A 15,811-nucleotide genomic window follows, 5' to 3' on the forward strand; every position below is an offset into this window, starting at 1 on the left:
GGCGATACCGCTCCCGACCCCCACACCACCGCTCAGTGGATCGGATGCCCCATGACCGACACGCTCCCCCCGCAGGTAGCCTCCCCCGCCGCCGGGGACACCACGGGCAGCCCCAAGCAGCTCGCCCGATCGCTCGGTGTCGTCGGCGGCACCCTGCTCACGCTCTCCTGCGTGACCCCGGCCTCCTCACTCTTCGTGATCGTCCCGGAGCTCTTCAACTCGCTCGGCACCTTCACCCTGATGTCGATCCTGATCGGGACGGTCATCTGCATCGCGGTGGCGTTCTGCTACTCCGAGCTCGGCACCCTGGTGCCCTCGGCGGGCGGCGAGTACGCCATGGTCGGCACCCTGGCGGGCAAGTTCACCGGCTGGCTGGTGTTCATCCAGTCGTTGATCGTGGTGATGATCGTGCCCTCACTGATCGCCATGGGCACCGCCGACTACCTGGAACCGATCATCCACCTCGACCCGAAGTGGGCCGGCGCCGCGGTGATGCTCGCGGCCACCGTGGCCGGTCTGCTGGACCTGCGGGCCAACGCCTGGATCACCGGCATCTTCCTGGTGCTGGAGGTCATCGCCTGCGCCGTGGTCGCCTTCCTCGGCTTCGGCCACTCCGAGCGCGGCGTGAGCAGCCTGCTGCACGGCTCGGTCGTCGACGCCACCACCGGCGCCACCGGCGGGGTGAACTTCTCGGTGCTCCTGGCCGCGATGGGCACCGCGCTCTTCGTCACCCAGGGTTTCTCCACCGCGATCTACCTCTCCGAGGAGCTGGAGAACCCGCGCAAGAACGTCGCCCGCACCGTGCTGTGGACGCTGGGCCTGTCCACCGCCGTCATCCTGATCCCGGTCGCCGCGATCACCATGGGCGCCCCGGACCTGAAGGCGCTCAGCGAGGGCGACATCTCCTCGCTGGTGATCGGCTGGAGCAACAGCGGCGTCGGCACCTTCATCAGCCTGTGCATCGCGCTGGCGATCATCAACGCCGGCATCGTGATGGTCATCCAGAACTCCCGGGTGCTGTTCGCCTCCGGTCGCGACAAGGCCTGGCCCGAGCCGGTCAACAGGGCCTTCGGCACCCTCAACAAGTTCAGCGCCCCGTGGATCTCCACCCTGGCGGTCGGCATCCCCGGTGCCGCGCTCTGCTTCGTCGGCCAGGACCTGCTGACCAACATCACCGGTGTCGCGGTCGCCGCGCTCTACCTGCTGGTCGCCGTCGGCGCGCTGTTCTCCCGCCGCGGCCACCACAAGGGCGCCGCGGCCTGGCGCCAGCCGCTGTGGCCCGCGCTGCCGATCCTGGTGATCGTCGCCCTGGCCTACACCCTGACCAAGCTCGACCCCACCGCGCTGTGGTGGACGCTCGGCATTACCGCCGCGGCCAGCCTCTACTGGGCGCTCTACCTGCGCCCCCGCCCGGAGACCCGCTGGATCATCACCCTCCCCGAGGACCAGCGCGGCTGACCCCCGCGGAGCGCTCTCCCGTCGGCCCCCGGCCGGTCCCCGAGACCGGCGCGGGGGCCGGCCCCTTTCCGGGACCGGCCCCCGCGGTCGGAGTCGCTGCCGCCGCTCAGTGGCGGCGCCGGTTCATGTCGCGGGCGACGATCGCGCCGCCGGCCAGGCCCGCCACCACCAGGCCGCCGACGCCCAGCACGAAGGTGCCGGTGCGGCGGTCCCGGTCGGCCTGGGTCTCCTCCAGCCCGAGCGGCTGCGCGACCAGCGGGTAGGCGTCCAGCTTGGTCGACGCGTCCGGGTGCGGCGACTCGGACGGGCCGGGCACCGTGGTGTACTCGACGGCCTTCACCGGGTCGACCACGCCCCAGCCGATGTACTTGTTCGAGCCGTGCTCGGTGCGCTGCGCGGTCTGCTCGATCACCGTGCGGATCTGCTGGGCCTTCCAGGTCGGGTGCATGCCCTTGAGGATCGCCGCCACGCCCGCCACGTACGGGGCGGAGAAGCTGGTGCCGTTGTCGGTGCACTGGCCGTGGCCGGGGACGGTGGAGAGCATGTCGACGCCGGGCGCGGCCACGTCGACGAAGTCGCCGTACTGGGAGAACGCGGCCCGCTCGTTGTTGCGGTCGGAGGCCCCCACGGCGAGCACCGTGTTGAAGGCGGCCGGGTAGGTGGGGCCCTCGCCGCCGTCGTTGCCCGAGGAGGCGACCACCACCACGTCGTTCTGCTCGGCCAGGCGCAGCGCGGCCTTCAGGGCGTCCGCGTCCTTGAAGTTCGGATCCTGCGGGTCCGCGGCCGGGGTCGCGCTCGGGCCGTTGTCGACCCGGACGTCCTGCGAGATGTTGATGACCTTGGCGCCCTTGTTGACCGCCTCGGTGATCGCGTCGGCCAGGGTCTTGACGCTGCCGTGGCCCTCGGCGTCGTTCTGCCGGATGGACAGGATCTTCGCGTCCTTGGCCAGGCCGACGAAGCCGATGCCGGGCTTCTCGGCGGCCGCGATGATGCCCGCCACCTTGGTGCCGTGGCCGACCTTGTCGGTCAGGCTGTCGCCCTCGGGGCGCTGCTGGCCCTCCCCGGGGTTCTCGCCGAGGAAGTCCCGGCCGGCCTGCACCTTGCCCGCCAGCTGCGGGTTCCTGGCGTCCACGCCGGTGTCGATGACGGCGACCAGCACGTCCTTGCCGGTCTGGTTCGGCGGGTCCTGCGGCCCGCCGCCGTTCGGGGACGGGGCGGCCTTGGCGGCCGCCTTGTCCTGCCCCCACAGCTCGCTGAGGAAGACCCGCTGCAGCGCCCACGGCTTGGACACCACGTCCTGCTCGATCGGGAAGTTGCAGTCACCCGCGGCGGCGAGCACCGGCCCGCCCCGGTGGGGGTCGCCGCCCGCGGCCGTCTCGGCCCAGGCCGGGCCCGCGGCGGCCGAACCGATCACCCCGAGCACCAGCAGCACCGCACCGGTCCGGCGCAACGATCCTGACGACACCTCTGCTCCACCCCTCACTGCTGTTCCACCCGTGTGTCCCTGCCCGCGCCGCCCCCTGCGACGCGCAGCGGGCGGGCGCCCCTGAGGGGCGCCCGCCCGGGTCAAGCACTGCCGTGCCGGTTCCCCCGTGCCGTTGCCGGCCCGCCGGCGACTAGTTCCAGATGGCCTGGTTCGAGTTCTCGGTCTGCTGGTAGCTCTGCGCGGCGTTGTCCAGCGCGGTGGCGATCCGGCCGAGGACCTCCTGCAGGTCCGCCGCCTTGGCGTCCCACTGGGCCTGGCGGGCCTGGTAGCCCTGCTGAGCCGCACCCTCCCAGCTGGAGGCGATGCGCTGCACGCCCGCCTTCAGGTCGTCCAGCTGGCTCTGGATGCGAGCGGCGGTCTGCCGGACCTCGGAGCTGGCGTTCTGGATGGTCTGGAAATTGACGAGAATGCCGGACATTGATCTCTCCCCTTCGATGGATTCACGGCGCGCCCTTGCGAGGCGCAGTGTGGTAGGTGGTTGCGACTACCGGCGTCAGCCGATGCCACCGACCGCAGCGCGCTGCTCCTCTTCGGTCATCGAGTAGGCCTTGGTGGTCGCCTCGATGGCCTGACGGATCTCGTCCAGGATCTTGTTGAGCGCGTTGGCGTCCTCGTTGAACTGCTGCTGCATCTGCTGGTAGGCGGACGCGGCCGCGCCCTTCCAGCCCGAGGAGATCTCGGAGACCAGGTTGTTGAGACGACCGATCTCGCCCTGGACCTGCTGGTTGACCTCGCCGATGCGGTTCGCGAAGGCGGTCATTTCCTCCGCGGTCGTCGTGAACTGACCTGCCATGATCCACCGTCCCCCATGAGACAGACTACGTCCGGACGCCCCTGTGGCGAACGTCCGTACGGGCACCACCGGTGTGGTGCTCTGAAGCACTGTAACGGCCAACTGCTGTGCACCCAACACCGGGTAGCGGGTAGTTACCAGACCATGACACTGAACTCCCGCAGCGTCACTGACGGTTCGTCAGGCGTTCTGGGCCTGGAGTGCGGAATTGGTGTTGAGCACCGGGCCGGCCGGGACCAGCTTGGACCAGGCCAGCGGCACCTTCGGCGGGACGACGTCCTTGTAGCCGAGCCGGGCCTGCGCCTCGTTGGTGCTGTTCGCCTTGCCGGCTTCGGGCGCGGGGCTCGCGGAGCCGGCGGAGCCGCCGTCGCTGTTGGCGGGCAGCGAGTAGCGCAGGCCGGAGTCGGTGATCAGGAAGTCGCTGCCGGAGGCGGCCTGGCCGTCGCCGCCGAGCGTCTCGCCCTCCACCGCGCGGTACAGCAGCCCGTGGCCGGGCGTCACGTGCGCGCTGACCGAGCCGGAGGTGACCTGCGCCGGGTACTCGGTGTGGGCCCAGACCGAGCGCTTGATGACGCCCTTGTCGTCGGAGCCGTTGAAGGTCGAGCAGATCACCGTGCGGGTGCCCTTGTCGCCGACGTTGACGGCCTGCTGCTTGTGGGTCGGGAGGTCCTTGGAGCCGTCCATCAGCTGCTTGGTGACCTTCCCGGCGAGCTTGCTGATGTCGCCCGCGCCGACCTCCTCGATGACCGGCCTGCCGTCCTTGGGGTAGGCGCTCTGCAGCAGCGGGTCGGTGCGCATCAGCTCGGCCTGGAACTCGGTGACCTGGTAGAGCTGCTGGGCGCCGACCGCGTAGTAGGCGTCCTGGAACTTCAGCAGTCGGCCGATCCGGTTCTGGTCCGGGTTGGACAGGCCGAGCTGGGAGTTGCCGGACTGCTTGGTGGTCTTGAAGGTGTCGATCCGCGGGAAGACCACCGGCTCGCCGTTGGCCAGCGTGGCCAGCCACTCCTTGGTGACCTGCTGCGGCTTGGCGTCCGGACTGCTGAGGGCGGACATCAGGTCCTGGCGGTCCTTGTCGCTCATGTCGCGCATGCCGAGCGCGTGCTTGACGCCCTTGGCGTCCACCATGTAGATCGAGCCGTCGGCGTGGCCGCCGTCCAGCGGCGGCTCCTGGACCAGCAGCATCTGGTTCTCGTTGAGCACCTTGTCCGGTGCGGAGAGCTTCTTCTCCTCGTCCCCGGCGGCGATGAACACCGACTGGCCGACGGTGGACTGCAGGTTGCCGTTGCCCTGCTTGTCGCAGACCGACCAGGTCTTCGGGGCGCGGGCGTCACCGGAGGAGGGCAGCTTGTCCGGCGCGTACGGGATGCCGATGGTGGCGCCGCGCCGCGGGTACTTGTCCAGCACGTCGTCGGCGACGGTCTGCACGGTGGCGCTCTCGGAGAGCACCAGCCGGGCCGAGGACATGTTCAGCACCTGGTGCAGGGTGGGCTCCTTGTTGGGCCCGTCCATCAGGATCACGTAGCGGGTGGTCGAGGACTTGCCCTGGATGATGAACTTCCCGCTGTCCCAGTTCGGCGGCGCGGCCGGCTTCAGCACGCCCCACATCCCGAAGCCCGCGACGACCACCGCGGCGACCACGAAACTCGGCAGCACCGCACGGAGCGGACGCGGCGCGTCCTCGTCGTTGCCGCCGCCGCCCGGCTGCAGGAAGGCCCCCACCATCCGCTTCCGGGCGAAGGTGTAGGCGTTCAGCTCGTCCCGGCGTGATGCCATGCTCGTCCCCGTCTCCCCTGTTGTTCCCCTGTGTGTCCCGTCCGGCGGGCTCCGTCAACGCGCTTGCGCCGGGCGTGAGTCTGCCACCCGGCGGGCGGACCTCGCGGCCACCCCTCTACGATGCCGCAGCAGACGGTGAGTACGGTAACGGGTAGGCTCCGACGGTCCGCCATCCGGGCCGCCGACCCGGCCCCCGCCCGGACTCTCCGGGCCCGCAGGGGGATCTGACGGGACATCTGAAGCAGAGAGGGCAATTCGGGGGATGCCAAGCCAGTCCGCTCCAGCACGACGACGCTCCACCTCGCACGGCCGGGGGCCGGACGCGGGCGGACGCCGGGCCCGCACCGCCCCGCCCGCACCGGCCGCGCTCGGCCCGGTGGGCCTGCGGCTGCTGCCCAGGCCCGGGCTGCTTGGCCGCCGCCTGGAGCTCAAGCAGATCGTCCAGCTCGAGGTCGCCGCCGCCCTGGTGGCGGTCGGCTGGTCGATCAACACGATGATGGCGGGCGTCTTCGCGGTGCCCGCCCTGGTCCTGGTCGTGGTCGCGCTGCTGCGGCTCGGCGGCCGCACCACCGGCGAGGCGGTGAGCGTCCGCTCGACGTACAACTCCCGCCGCCGGGACGCGAAGTACAACGTGCCGCCGCCCGGCACCGACCCGGCGATCGCGCCGGTGATGGAGCTCGACCCGGCGCTCAAGACCTGCACCCACGCGATCGAGACCGACCTCGGCGACGGCCGTCCGCTGCGCCGCGAGACCGGCATGGTCGGCGACGGCACCTTCTTCACCTCGGTGCTGCTGGTGCAGTCCAAGGACCAGCCGCTGCGTCCGGGCCGGGCCGCCTCCTCGGTGCCGCTGGACCTGATCTGCTCGGTCCTGCAGGTCGACGACATCGCCCTGGAGTCGGTGCAGCTGGTCCAGCACACCCAGCCCGCCCCGGCCCCGCACCTGCCCGAGCACTCGCTGGCCGCCCGCGCCTACCAGCAGACCCCGGGCGGCGTGAGCACCCCGGCGCTGCGGCTGACCTGGGTCGCGCTCAAGCTCGACCCGGAGCGCGCGTCCACCGCCGTGCTGGCCCGCGGCGGCGGCGAGGAGGGCGCCCGCAAGACCCTGCAGCGCGTCACCGACCAGCTGGCCGGACGGCTGAACAGCGCCGGGTTCACCGCCACCGTCCTGGACGAGCGCGAGCTGATCGCCGCCCTCGCCATCTCGGTGTGCGCCAACCCGGTGGCGGTGGCGGGCCGTCAGGGCTCCGGCGGCGGCGGGGTCGGCGTGCGCCGGACCCAGGAGTCGGCGAAGTACTGCCGGATCGACGACCGCTGGCACGCCACGTACTGGATCTCCAAGTGGCCGGTGCTGTCCCGCCCGGGCATGGGCGGCGGCCGGGTCACCGCCCCCGACCTGGTCAACCAGCTGACCGGCACGCCCGCGTTCGCCTCGACCTTCTCGGTCACCGCGACCCGCGCGATGGGCGGCTCGGTGGCGCTCAGCGGCCACCTGCGGCTGACCGAGCACAACGAGTCCCGGCTCGACCAGATGGGCCGCCAGGTGGAGTCCCGGGCGCAGCACAGCGGCGCCTCGCTGACCCGCCTCGACCTGGAGCACGCCCCCGGCCTGCTCGCCACGCTGCCCCTGGGAGGGACGTCCTGATGGCCTACCAGACCTACCCCGGCCAGGCCCCGCAGCCGGTCGAGCAGCGCCCGGTGCGGGTGCGCCCCGGGTTCGGCCTGCGCGGTCCGCGCCGGGAGAAGCACGTGCTGCCGGTCGAGGACCTGTCGGCGCTGGCCTTCCCGGTCGGCGACGACGGCGTGGTGATCGGCCTGGACCACCAGCAGCAGCCCGCCGTGATCGGCCTGTTCCGCCCGTCCGCGTTCGAGCTGGTGCTGGTCGGCGGCATGTGGACGGCGCAGCTGATCGCGCTGCGCGCGGCCGCGACCGGGGCCCGGATCGCAGTGGAGACCGGCCGTCCGCAGGCGTGGGCGCCGATGGCGCAGGCCGCGGGCGGCGGCCAGCCGTGCGTGACGATCCACCAGGTGGGACGGCTGGGCGCGCAGGGCGCGTCGGTGGCGTCCCCCGTCCTGGTGGTCCGCGACCTGGGCGCCCGGCCCAACCGCAGCCGCCTGTCGGCGGCGCCCTGGCAGACCATCCTGACGGTGCTGCCGTACCTGGGCCCGAACGCGAGCCGGGTGATCAACTCGGCCGACCTGGTCGCCCTGCAGCGGGTCTCGCCGCAGGAGGCCGAGCTGCTGGGCCGGCTGCTGTCGCTGGCTCCCGGCGACGTCAGCGCGCTGCCGACGCTGCCGGACAACGTGACGCTGTGGGCGACCCGGATGCGGCGGCAGTACGTGATGACGAATCAGGGCGAGGCCGAGACCCAGGTGCTGGGCGGCCCGCGCCGCATGGACTGACCGGTCCCCGGCCGGTCGGCCCGCTCCACGGGGGGTCCTCGCGACCCGGGCGGGCCGGCCGGGGTGATCAGGGTCGGCCGGATCTGCCGTCAGGTCGGGCACCGCCTTCAGCGCGGGCACCTGCACGGCCTAGTCTTGTTGCCCGACGGCAACCGCCGAAGCAGCTTCGGCGAGAACGAGGGAGCCCCAGTGAGCAGCGATCGGGACGGCGTCTACGTCGGCGACAACGCGGCCGAGGACGACGATGACTGGTCCGACGCCCCGGACTACAGCGCCCCGTCCTGGTACACCCAGAGCGCCGCACCAGGTGCTCCGGTAGCGGCGCCGCAACCGCAGCCGCCCGTCCAGCAGCAGGTGCAGCCTCCACAGGTGCAGCCGCCACCGGTGCAGCAGCAGGCCCCGCCGCAGCCCCAGCCGCCCGTCCAGCCGCAGCCGCCCGCCCAGCCCCAGCCTCCCGTCCAGCAGCAGGCGCCGGTGCCGAACGCGGCGCCGCCGGTGGAGCAGCAGCCTCCCGTCCAGCAGCAGGCGCCGGTGCAGCCGCAGCCGCCCGCCCAGCAGCAGGCCCCGCAGCCCCCGGTGGAGCAGCAGCCCGCGCCGCCGGTGCAGCAGGAGGCCCCGCAGCCGCCGGTCGGCCCGAGCGCGCCGGTGCCGAACGCGGCGCCGCCGGTGGAGCAGCAGCCTCCCGTCCAGCAGCAGGCGCCGGTGCAGCCGCAGCCGCCCGTCCAGCAGCAGGCCCCGCAGCCGCCGGTGCAGCCGCAGGCCCCGCAGCCGCCGTACCCGCAGCAGCCCGACGCGCAGCAGGGCCAGCAGCCGCCGTGGCCGAACCAGCCGTACCCGCCGCAGGCCCAGCAGCCCGGCCCGCCGCCGTTCCCCCAGCAGGGCCAGCCGCAGCAGCAGCCGTGGCCGAACCCGCAGCAGCCGCAGCCGCCGGTCGACCCGCGGGCGGGCGGCTGGCCGCAGCCGGGGCAGACCGCGGGCGGGCAGCAGCCGTACGCGCCGCCCGCTCCGGCCCCGCAGCACGGCGTGGGCGGTGCCCCGTCGGCTCCGGCGCAGTTCCAGCAGGCGGCGGGCCAGCCCGCCGCGCACGGGGCGGCGCTCGGTTACACGGCGGCGGTGGAGCTGTCCTCGGACCGGCTGCTGCGCGGCCAGCCGAAGGCGCAGAAGCAGTCCCGGTTCCAGTTCGGCGGCAAGTCGGCGAAGGCCGACCGGCAGCAGAAGCTGGAGCTGATCCGGCACCCGGTGATGACCTGCTACCGGATCGCGGTGATCAGCCTCAAGGGCGGCGTCGGCAAGACCACGACCACCACCTCGCTGGGCGCGACGCTGGCCAGCGAGCGGCAGGACAAGGTCATCGCGATCGACGCCAACCCGGACGCGGGCACCCTGGGCCGCCGCATCAAGCGGCAGACCGGGGCGACCATCCGCGACCTGGTGACGGCGATCCCGAACATCCGCAGCTACATGGACATCCGCCAGTACACCTCGCAGGACCCGAACTCGGGCCTGGAGATCGTCGCCAACGACGTGGACCCGGCGGTCTCCACCACCTTCGACGACTCGGACTACCGCCAGGTCATCCAGGTGCTCGGGCAGCACTACCCGATCATCCTGACCGACTCCGGCACCGGTCTGCTGTACTCGGCGATGCGCGGCGTGCTGGACCTGGCGGACCAGCTGATCGTGGTGGCCACGCCCAGCGTGGACGGCGCGTCCAGTGCGTCGACCACCCTGGACTGGCTGGCCGCGCACGGCTACGCGGACCTGGTGCAGCGGTCGATCACGGTGGTCTCCGGGGTGCGCGAGACCAGCAAGATGATCAAGGTCGAGGACATCGTGGCGCACTTCCAGACCCGCTGCCGTGGCGTCGTGGTGGTGCCGTTCGACGAGAGCCTGGCGGCCGGTGCCGAGGTCAACCTGCAGATGATGCGGCCGAAGGTCCGCGACGCCTACTTCGAGCTGGCGACGCTGGTCGGCGAGGACATCGCCCGGTCGCAGCAGCAGGCGGGCTGGCAGGCCCAGCAGCAGTACCCGCCGCAGGGCGGCTACCCGCAGCAGGGCCAGCCGTACCCGCCGCAGGCCCCGCAGCCCTACCCGCCGCAGGGCGGTTACCCGCAGCAGGGCCAGCCGTGGCAGCAGCAGCCGCCGCAGCCCGGCTACCCGCAGCAGGGCCAGCCGTACCCGCCGCAGGCCCCGCAGCCCGGCTACGGCTACCCGCCGCCGCACGAGGCCCCGCCCCCGGGGTACGGCTACCCGCCGCCCCACCAGGGCTGACCCGACGCCGGAGCCCCCGCGGAAGCGTTCCGCGGGGGCTCCGGCGTGCTGCGGGTCAGGGGCGCTCGGTGAGGTCCCGGGCGCGCTTGACGTCCTCGGCCATCCGCTCCAGCAGGGCGTCGATGGAGTCGAACTTCTCCATGCCGCGCAGCCAGGCCAGGAAGTCGACGGCGACGTGCTGCCCGTACAGGTCGAGGCCGACCCGGTCGATGGCGTACGCCTCGACGGTGCGGGCGGTGCCGTCGAAGGTCGGGTTGGTGCCGACCGAGATCGCGGCGGGCATGGTCTCGCCGTCGGCGGTCAGCCAGCCCGCGTACACGCCGTCGGCGGGGATCGCCGAGTGCGCGACGGTGTCCACGTTGGCGGTGGGGTAGCCGAGTTCGCGGCCGCGCTGGGCGCCGCGGACGACCTCGCCCTCGACCCGGTGCGGGCGGCCGAGGATCTCGGCGACGCCGGTCATGTCGCCGGCCGCGACCAGGCGGCGGCACAGGCTGGAGGAGAACGGCTCGCCGTCGCCCGCGGCGCCGCGCACCTGCAGGTCGACCACCTCGACGGTGAAGTCGTCGGCCCGGCCGAGCTCGGCCAGCAGCTCGACGTTCCCCGCCGCGCGGTGCCCGAAGCGGAAGTTGGGGCCCTCGACGACCGCCTTCGCGTGCAGCGCGTCGACCAGCACCGACTGCACGAAGTACTCCGGGGACTCCCGGGAGAACTCGGCGGTGAACGGCAGCACCAGGACGGCGTCCACGCCCAGCTGCTCGACCAGCTCGGCCCGGCGCGGCTGCGGGGCCAGCAGCGGCGGGTGGGTGCCGGGCCGGACCACCTCGCTGGGGTGCGGGTCGAAGGTCACCACCACCGACTTCGCCCCCAGTTCGCCGGCCAGCTCCACCACCCGGTTGATGATCAACTGGTGTCCGCGGTGGACCCCGTCGAACGATCCGATGGTGACGACGCTGCGCCCCCAGTCCCCGGGGATCTCCTCCAGGCCGTGCCAGCGCTGCACCTGACCGCTCCTTGTTCCTACGGTGTGCACAACCCGTGCACTCGACAGACCGAAACCGAACCCCTATAGCGTGCCATGCGACCGACCCTGCCCAGGTACCGGAAGGCCCTTGGTGTGACCCGTCAGACGGCCGCCGGGACGGTCGACCCGGCGCTCCGCCTCGGCCGCGGCGTACTGCGGGTCCCGCCCGGACGCGGCGAGGGCCCGCATCAGGGCCAGCCGGGGCCCCTGCGGCGGTGGCGGGGCGTCCGCGGGCCAGGACGCCAGCAGCCGGGCGAAACCCGCCCAGCGGCCCGCACAGCGCACCAGGGCGGCGTCCGCGCCCGGCCACCGCTCGGCGACCAGCCGCAGCAGCTCGCGCACCCGCCGCTCCGGGTGCCCGGCGTGCCGGGCCGCCAGCGCCTCCACCACCGCCGCCAGCACCCGCTCGTCCCGCTCGGCGGCCAGCAGCACGTCCAGCAGCTCCTCGCGGCCGCCGCCGGGCGCCGTCAGCACCGGCACGAAGACGGCCCGCACCGGCGGCTCGGCGGCCAGCACCGCGTCCAGCAGCGGACGGCCGTCGCGCCCGTCGTCCAGCAGCCGGTCCAGGTGCCGGGCGACCTCCGCGGCGGGCTCCGGGCCGCCCCGCAGCAGTTCGGCGGCGAGCAGCAGCCCGGAGCGGGCCACCGCCGGGTCCGCGGCCCCGTCCAGCACCCGCAGGTCCTCGGCCGACCGGGCGCCCGGCACCCGCAGCCGCTCGCGCACCGCCGCCAGCACCTGGGCGGGGTGCTCCGCCACCAGCCCGGCCAGCACCTCGGCGGTCAGGAACGGGTCCCCCGCCCGGTACGCGGCCAGGGCCGCCGCCAGGTGCTCGGCCCGGCCCTGCGGATCGCGTACCAGCAGCGCCAACGCCGCGCCGTGCAGGGCCGGTTCGTCCTCCCGGGCGAGCAGCGTCCGGGCCGCCAGGCGCAGCAGCTGCGCGCCCGAACCGCCCGCGTGCGGGGCGGTGCGCAGCGCGTGCACGGCCGCCGCGACGTGCCGCTCGGGGCGCGGGTCGTGGCTCCACCGGTCGACGGCCCGGCACAGCGCGGACGGCTCCCGCTCGGCCAGCCGGCCCAGCAGCGCGTCCGCCCGCGGGTGGGCGGCGGCGACCAGCGCCTCCGTCAACTCGTCCAGCGCCAGCGCCCGGTGCTCGTACAGCAGCTCGTCGGCCAGGTCGGCCGCCGCGGGGCCCTCCCCGTACCAGGCGCACAGCAGCGGCAGCACCGCGCGCGGGTCCGCGGCCAGCAGCTCGGCCGCGGCCGCCCGCACCACCTCCGCCCGGCCCGGGCCGCGGGCCGACCGGCCGAGCAGCGCGACCCGTTCGGCCACCGGCAGCGGCAGGCCGGCCCAGAACGCCGCCCCGAACCGCTCGTCCCGCCCGGCCCGGTCGGCCAGCCGCTCCAGCAGCTCCCGGTGCGCGGACGGCTCCGGGCTGCCCGCGATCCCCGCCGCCAGCAGCCGCCCGGCCCACCAGTCCGCCTCCCCGCCGCGCTCCGAGCGCTCCAGCGCCGCCAGGGCGCGCCGCAGCCACCCGTCCAGCGCCGCCGCCCCGCGCAGCTCGCCCGCCCGGCGCAGCGCCCCCGCCACCACCCCGACCCGGCACCGCCCGACCCCGGCGCCCGCCACGTCCGGGGTCAGGGGGACGGCGGGACCGGGGCCGCTGCCGTCCGGCGGGGCGGCCGGCGTCCCGTCGGGCCCGGCCTCCCCGGCGGCGCGGCCCGCACCGCCCGCGCCCGGCTGTTCCGCCCCCGCCCCACCGCCCGGAGCCCCCTCCTCCGCCCCTCCCTCTCCCCCCGCTCCCCCGTCCGGCCGTCGGGGCCCGCCGCGAGCGCCGTCAGGAGCCCGGGGGACGACCGGCCCCGCACCGCCACCGGCCTCCCCCGGCCCGCCGTCCGCGGCCCCCTCCTCCAGCACCAGCCGCAGCGCCGCGTCCAGGTCCAGGTGCAGGCTCTGCAGCCACTCCCCCCACTCCTCGTGCCCGGCCCGGTGGCCCTCCCCCGCGGGCACCAGCAGCCGTTCCTCCCGGACGGCCCGCGCCCACCCGCCCTGCTCGGGGAAGAGCCGCGCGAACTCCGCGGCGGGCAGCGCCCCGTCGCCCGCGCCGAGCATCAGCCGGGCCGCCTCGTGCAGCCGCCCGGCCGCGACGGCCGCGAGCCGACGCACCTGCCGGGCGTCCTCGCCGGGTGCGGGCGGTCCGCCGCGGCGGTGGCGGCGCGGGCCGACGGAGGTGAGGGCGACCCGGCGGGCGACGGTGAGGCAGGCCAGGTCGAGCCAGCCGTCGAAGAGTTCGGCCCGGCTGCCGACCGGGCCGTGCACGCCCGCGCCGCGCAGCTCGCCGGCCAGTCGCAGGGCCAGCGGGTGGCCGCGGTCGGCCGGGCCGAGGAAGGCCGCGGGCAGGCCGTAGCGGCGCCCGGCACGGGCCGCGGCGTCGGCGGTGAGCGGGCCCAGCCACAGGGCCCGGGCTGCGGCCCGCCAGGGGCCGAGCTGCTCCCAGCCGTCGGGGCGGCAGGCGGCCAGGGCCCGGGCGCGGTGGGTGCGCAGCCAGTCGAGCCCGGCGGTCAGCCAGCGGGCGGAGAGCGCGAGCGGCGCCTCCTCGGGCCCGTCGAGGATCACCAGCAGCGGCCGTCCGGCGGCGGCGCACAGCGCGGCGAGTTCGCCCGGCTCGACCTCCGGCACGCCCAACCGCCGTGCTGCCGCGGCGAGTCGGCGGCGCAGCGGGTCGCCGAGGGTGCGGTCGCCGGGGGCGAGGTCGGCGCCGCGCAGCCACAGGGTCGGCAGCGGCCGGGCGGCGCCCGCCCGGCGGACGGCGAGGGCCGCGAGTTCGGTGGTGCGGCCGCTGCCGCTCTCGCCGAGCAGCACGGTGAGGACGTCCTGCGGTTCCTCGCCGCTGAGGCCGTCGGGGCGGTCGACCCGGTCGGCGGCGAGTTCGGCGATCCGGCCGGGCCCGGCGGCGGCGGCCTCCAGCTGGGCCTCGGTCAGGCGCAGCGCCCCGCCCAGGTTGAGCGCCCGGCCGTACGCGGGGGCGTCGGCGGCGTTGCGGGCCAGCAGCCGGTCGAGCGGGGTGTCCGCGGGCGGCGCGGTGTCGGCGGCCAGCGGGACGGCCGCCACGCCGGGGCCGGGGACGGCGCGCACCCGGGGGGAGAGCACGGCGAGCACCGTGCCGCTCGCCGGGTCGAGGACGGGCGCCCCGGCGAGCGGGGTCACCGGCAGGTCGAGCAGCAGGACGCCGGGGACGGTGCGCACCCGCGCGCCGTCGCCGCAGCGCCCGCTCTCCCGGCCGAGCGGGCCGCCCCGGGCCAGGGCGGGCGTCCCGTCCTCCCAGCGCTGGTGCAAGGCGGCGACGGGGCCGGTGACCGGGCCGCGCCCGATCGGCAGGGGCGGGCCGGGGACGCCGCCGACCGCGGCGGTGCGCAGCAGGGCCAGGCCGCGGTCGGGCAGCAGGTCGACGCTCTCGGGGCCGAGCACCCGGGTCTGCCCGCCGGGGGTGTGCAGCACCAGTCGGGGCAGTCCGGCCACCGCCTCGTGCGCGGTGACCACGGTGCCGCCGCGGTCGGCGACGAACCCGAGGCCGCACAGCCGGCCCTGCTGGTCCCTGATCCGCAGCAGCGCCTGTGCCGGATCCCCCGCGAAGCCGGCGCCCGCACCCTCGCCCATCCCGCCAAGTCCTCCCGCCGGGCCGCGCCCGGCCCCGTACGGGACGGGGTACGGCCGCCGTACACGCCGCCGGTCAGCCTGCCCCCCACCAGCCCCACAGCACCCCGCACGCCCCTCTCACCACACCCCTTCACTCCGCGCGCCCCCACCCCCGCCGTCCGGCGCGCGCCCCGCGCGGAACCACCCGGCCCGCCCCTGCCCGCCCCAACTCACTTCTCGCGGCGCGCACTTGGCCGCCGCGCGGAAAACCGCTGGCGCTCCGCCCCGCCCCCGGGCCACCCTGCCGGTCATGGACGTCCGCCTGGAACCCTGGTCCGACTCCCGCTTCGGCCTGCTGGAGCGCATCAACACCCCGCTGATGCGCCGCCACGTCGGCGGCCCGGAGACCCCGGAGCAACTGCTCCTGCGCCACCGCCGCTACCTCGAACTCCCGTCCCTGGGCGGCGTGATGTACGCGGTGCTGGTCGACGGCGAGGAGGCCGGGTCGATCGCCCACCACCGGCGCGGGTGGCGGGGCGCCGAGGTCCACGAGACCGGCTGGAACGTGCTGCCGGAGTTCCAGGGCCGCGGCGTCGCGCTCGCGGCGGGCCGGGCGATGCTCGCCGCCCTGCGCGCCGAGGTGGCCGCCGACCCCGCCTCCCCCGGCGTGCTGCACGCCTTCCCGGCCGTCGACAACGCCGCGTCCAACGCGCTCTGCGCCCGGCTGGGCTTCACCGACGGCGGCCCGTGCGACTTCGAGTACCCGCAGCGCTCCGGCCGCTTCCTGCGCAGCACCGACTGGCACCTGGCGCTGCGCTGAGACGTCCGGTCCGGGGCCGCCGCGCCCTCAGAAAGTGTGGGGTAATTGGCTAGCTACTGATCGTTGAGGTCGTCGGCGAGGCGGCGGGCTGCTTCGGTCTCGATGGGGCCGCGTGGTTCGATCTCCTCGCCGGCGAGGCGGGCGGCCATGAGG

At 75.1% G+C, this 15,811-nt stretch carries 11 protein-coding genes; 5 read left to right on the plus strand and 6 right to left on the minus strand.

Annotated elements, in window-relative coordinates:
- Positions 1-51 precede the first annotated feature (51 nt).
- Positions 52-1,458 carry an APC family permease gene (locus QSK52_RS37510; protein ID WP_285740765.1) on the plus strand — a complete coding sequence of 469 codons (1,407 nt, stop codon included), beginning with the start codon at positions 52-54 and terminating at the stop codon, positions 1,456-1,458.
- A 106-nt stretch (positions 1,459-1,564) separates the two neighbouring features.
- Here QSK52_RS37510 and mycP read toward each other — a convergent pair whose 3' ends face one another.
- From mycP to eccB, 4 genes are all read right to left on the minus strand, one after another.
- Positions 1,565-2,923 carry a type VII secretion-associated serine protease mycosin gene (gene mycP / locus QSK52_RS37515; RefSeq protein ID WP_285740766.1) on the minus strand — a complete coding sequence of 453 codons (1,359 nt, stop codon included), beginning with the start codon at positions 2,921-2,923 and terminating at the stop codon, positions 1,565-1,567.
- A gap of 151 nt (positions 2,924-3,074) precedes the next feature.
- On the minus strand, positions 3,075-3,362 hold the full coding sequence (locus QSK52_RS37520) for a WXG100 family type VII secretion target (protein ID WP_285740767.1): 288 nt from the start codon (positions 3,360-3,362) through the stop codon (positions 3,075-3,077).
- A 75-nt stretch (positions 3,363-3,437) separates the two neighbouring features.
- On the minus strand, positions 3,438-3,737 hold the full coding sequence (locus QSK52_RS37525) for a WXG100 family type VII secretion target (protein ID WP_285740768.1): 300 nt from the start codon (positions 3,735-3,737) through the stop codon (positions 3,438-3,440).
- Between the two features lie 180 nt (positions 3,738-3,917).
- Positions 3,918-5,510 carry a type VII secretion protein EccB gene (gene eccB, locus QSK52_RS37530; RefSeq protein ID WP_285740769.1) on the minus strand — a complete coding sequence of 531 codons (1,593 nt, stop codon included), beginning with the start codon at positions 5,508-5,510 and terminating at the stop codon, positions 3,918-3,920.
- A 262-nt stretch (positions 5,511-5,772) separates the two neighbouring features.
- Here eccB and eccE point away from each other — a divergent pair, with 262 nt between their 5' ends.
- The 3 genes from eccE to QSK52_RS37545 all read left to right on the plus strand — a co-directional run bounded on the left by eccE (position 5,773) and on the right by QSK52_RS37545 (position 10,184).
- On the plus strand, positions 5,773-7,155 hold the full coding sequence (gene eccE, locus QSK52_RS37535; protein WP_285740770.1) for a type VII secretion protein EccE: 1,383 nt from the start codon (positions 5,773-5,775) through the stop codon (positions 7,153-7,155).
- The gene (locus QSK52_RS37540) at positions 7,155-7,913 is read left to right on the plus strand and encodes a hypothetical protein (protein WP_285740771.1); all 759 of its coding nucleotides are present in this window, start codon (positions 7,155-7,157) and stop codon (positions 7,911-7,913) included. The genes eccE and QSK52_RS37540 overlap by 1 nt, the downstream gene beginning before the upstream one ends.
- Positions 7,914-8,102: 189 nt before the next feature.
- Positions 8,103-10,184, plus strand: a complete 2,082-nt coding sequence (locus tag QSK52_RS37545; protein ID WP_285740772.1) for a MinD/ParA family ATP-binding protein — start codon at positions 8,103-8,105, stop codon at positions 10,182-10,184.
- A 55-nt stretch (positions 10,185-10,239) separates the two neighbouring features.
- Here QSK52_RS37545 and QSK52_RS37550 read toward each other — a convergent pair whose 3' ends face one another.
- Together QSK52_RS37550 and QSK52_RS37555 are read right to left on the minus strand one after the other, a co-directional pair.
- Positions 10,240-11,184, minus strand: a complete 945-nt coding sequence (locus QSK52_RS37550) for a bifunctional riboflavin kinase/FAD synthetase (RefSeq protein ID WP_285740773.1) — start codon at positions 11,182-11,184, stop codon at positions 10,240-10,242.
- Between the two features lie 63 nt (positions 11,185-11,247).
- Complete coding sequence (locus QSK52_RS37555; protein ID WP_285740774.1) at positions 11,248-14,859, minus strand: serine protease; 3,612 nt, start codon at positions 14,857-14,859, stop codon at positions 11,248-11,250.
- A 289-nt stretch (positions 14,860-15,148) separates the two neighbouring features.
- On the opposite strand from QSK52_RS37555, the gene QSK52_RS37560 reads away from it, so the two are divergent.
- Positions 15,149-15,658 (plus strand): GNAT family N-acetyltransferase, encoded by a 510-nt coding sequence (locus tag QSK52_RS37560; protein WP_285740775.1) that lies wholly within the window; start codon positions 15,149-15,151, stop codon positions 15,656-15,658.
- Positions 15,659-15,811 lie beyond the last annotated feature (153 nt).

This window comes from Kitasatospora phosalacinea (assembly GCF_030268885.1).
GTDB lineage: Bacteria > Actinomycetota > Actinomycetes > Streptomycetales > Streptomycetaceae > Kitasatospora > Kitasatospora phosalacinea_C.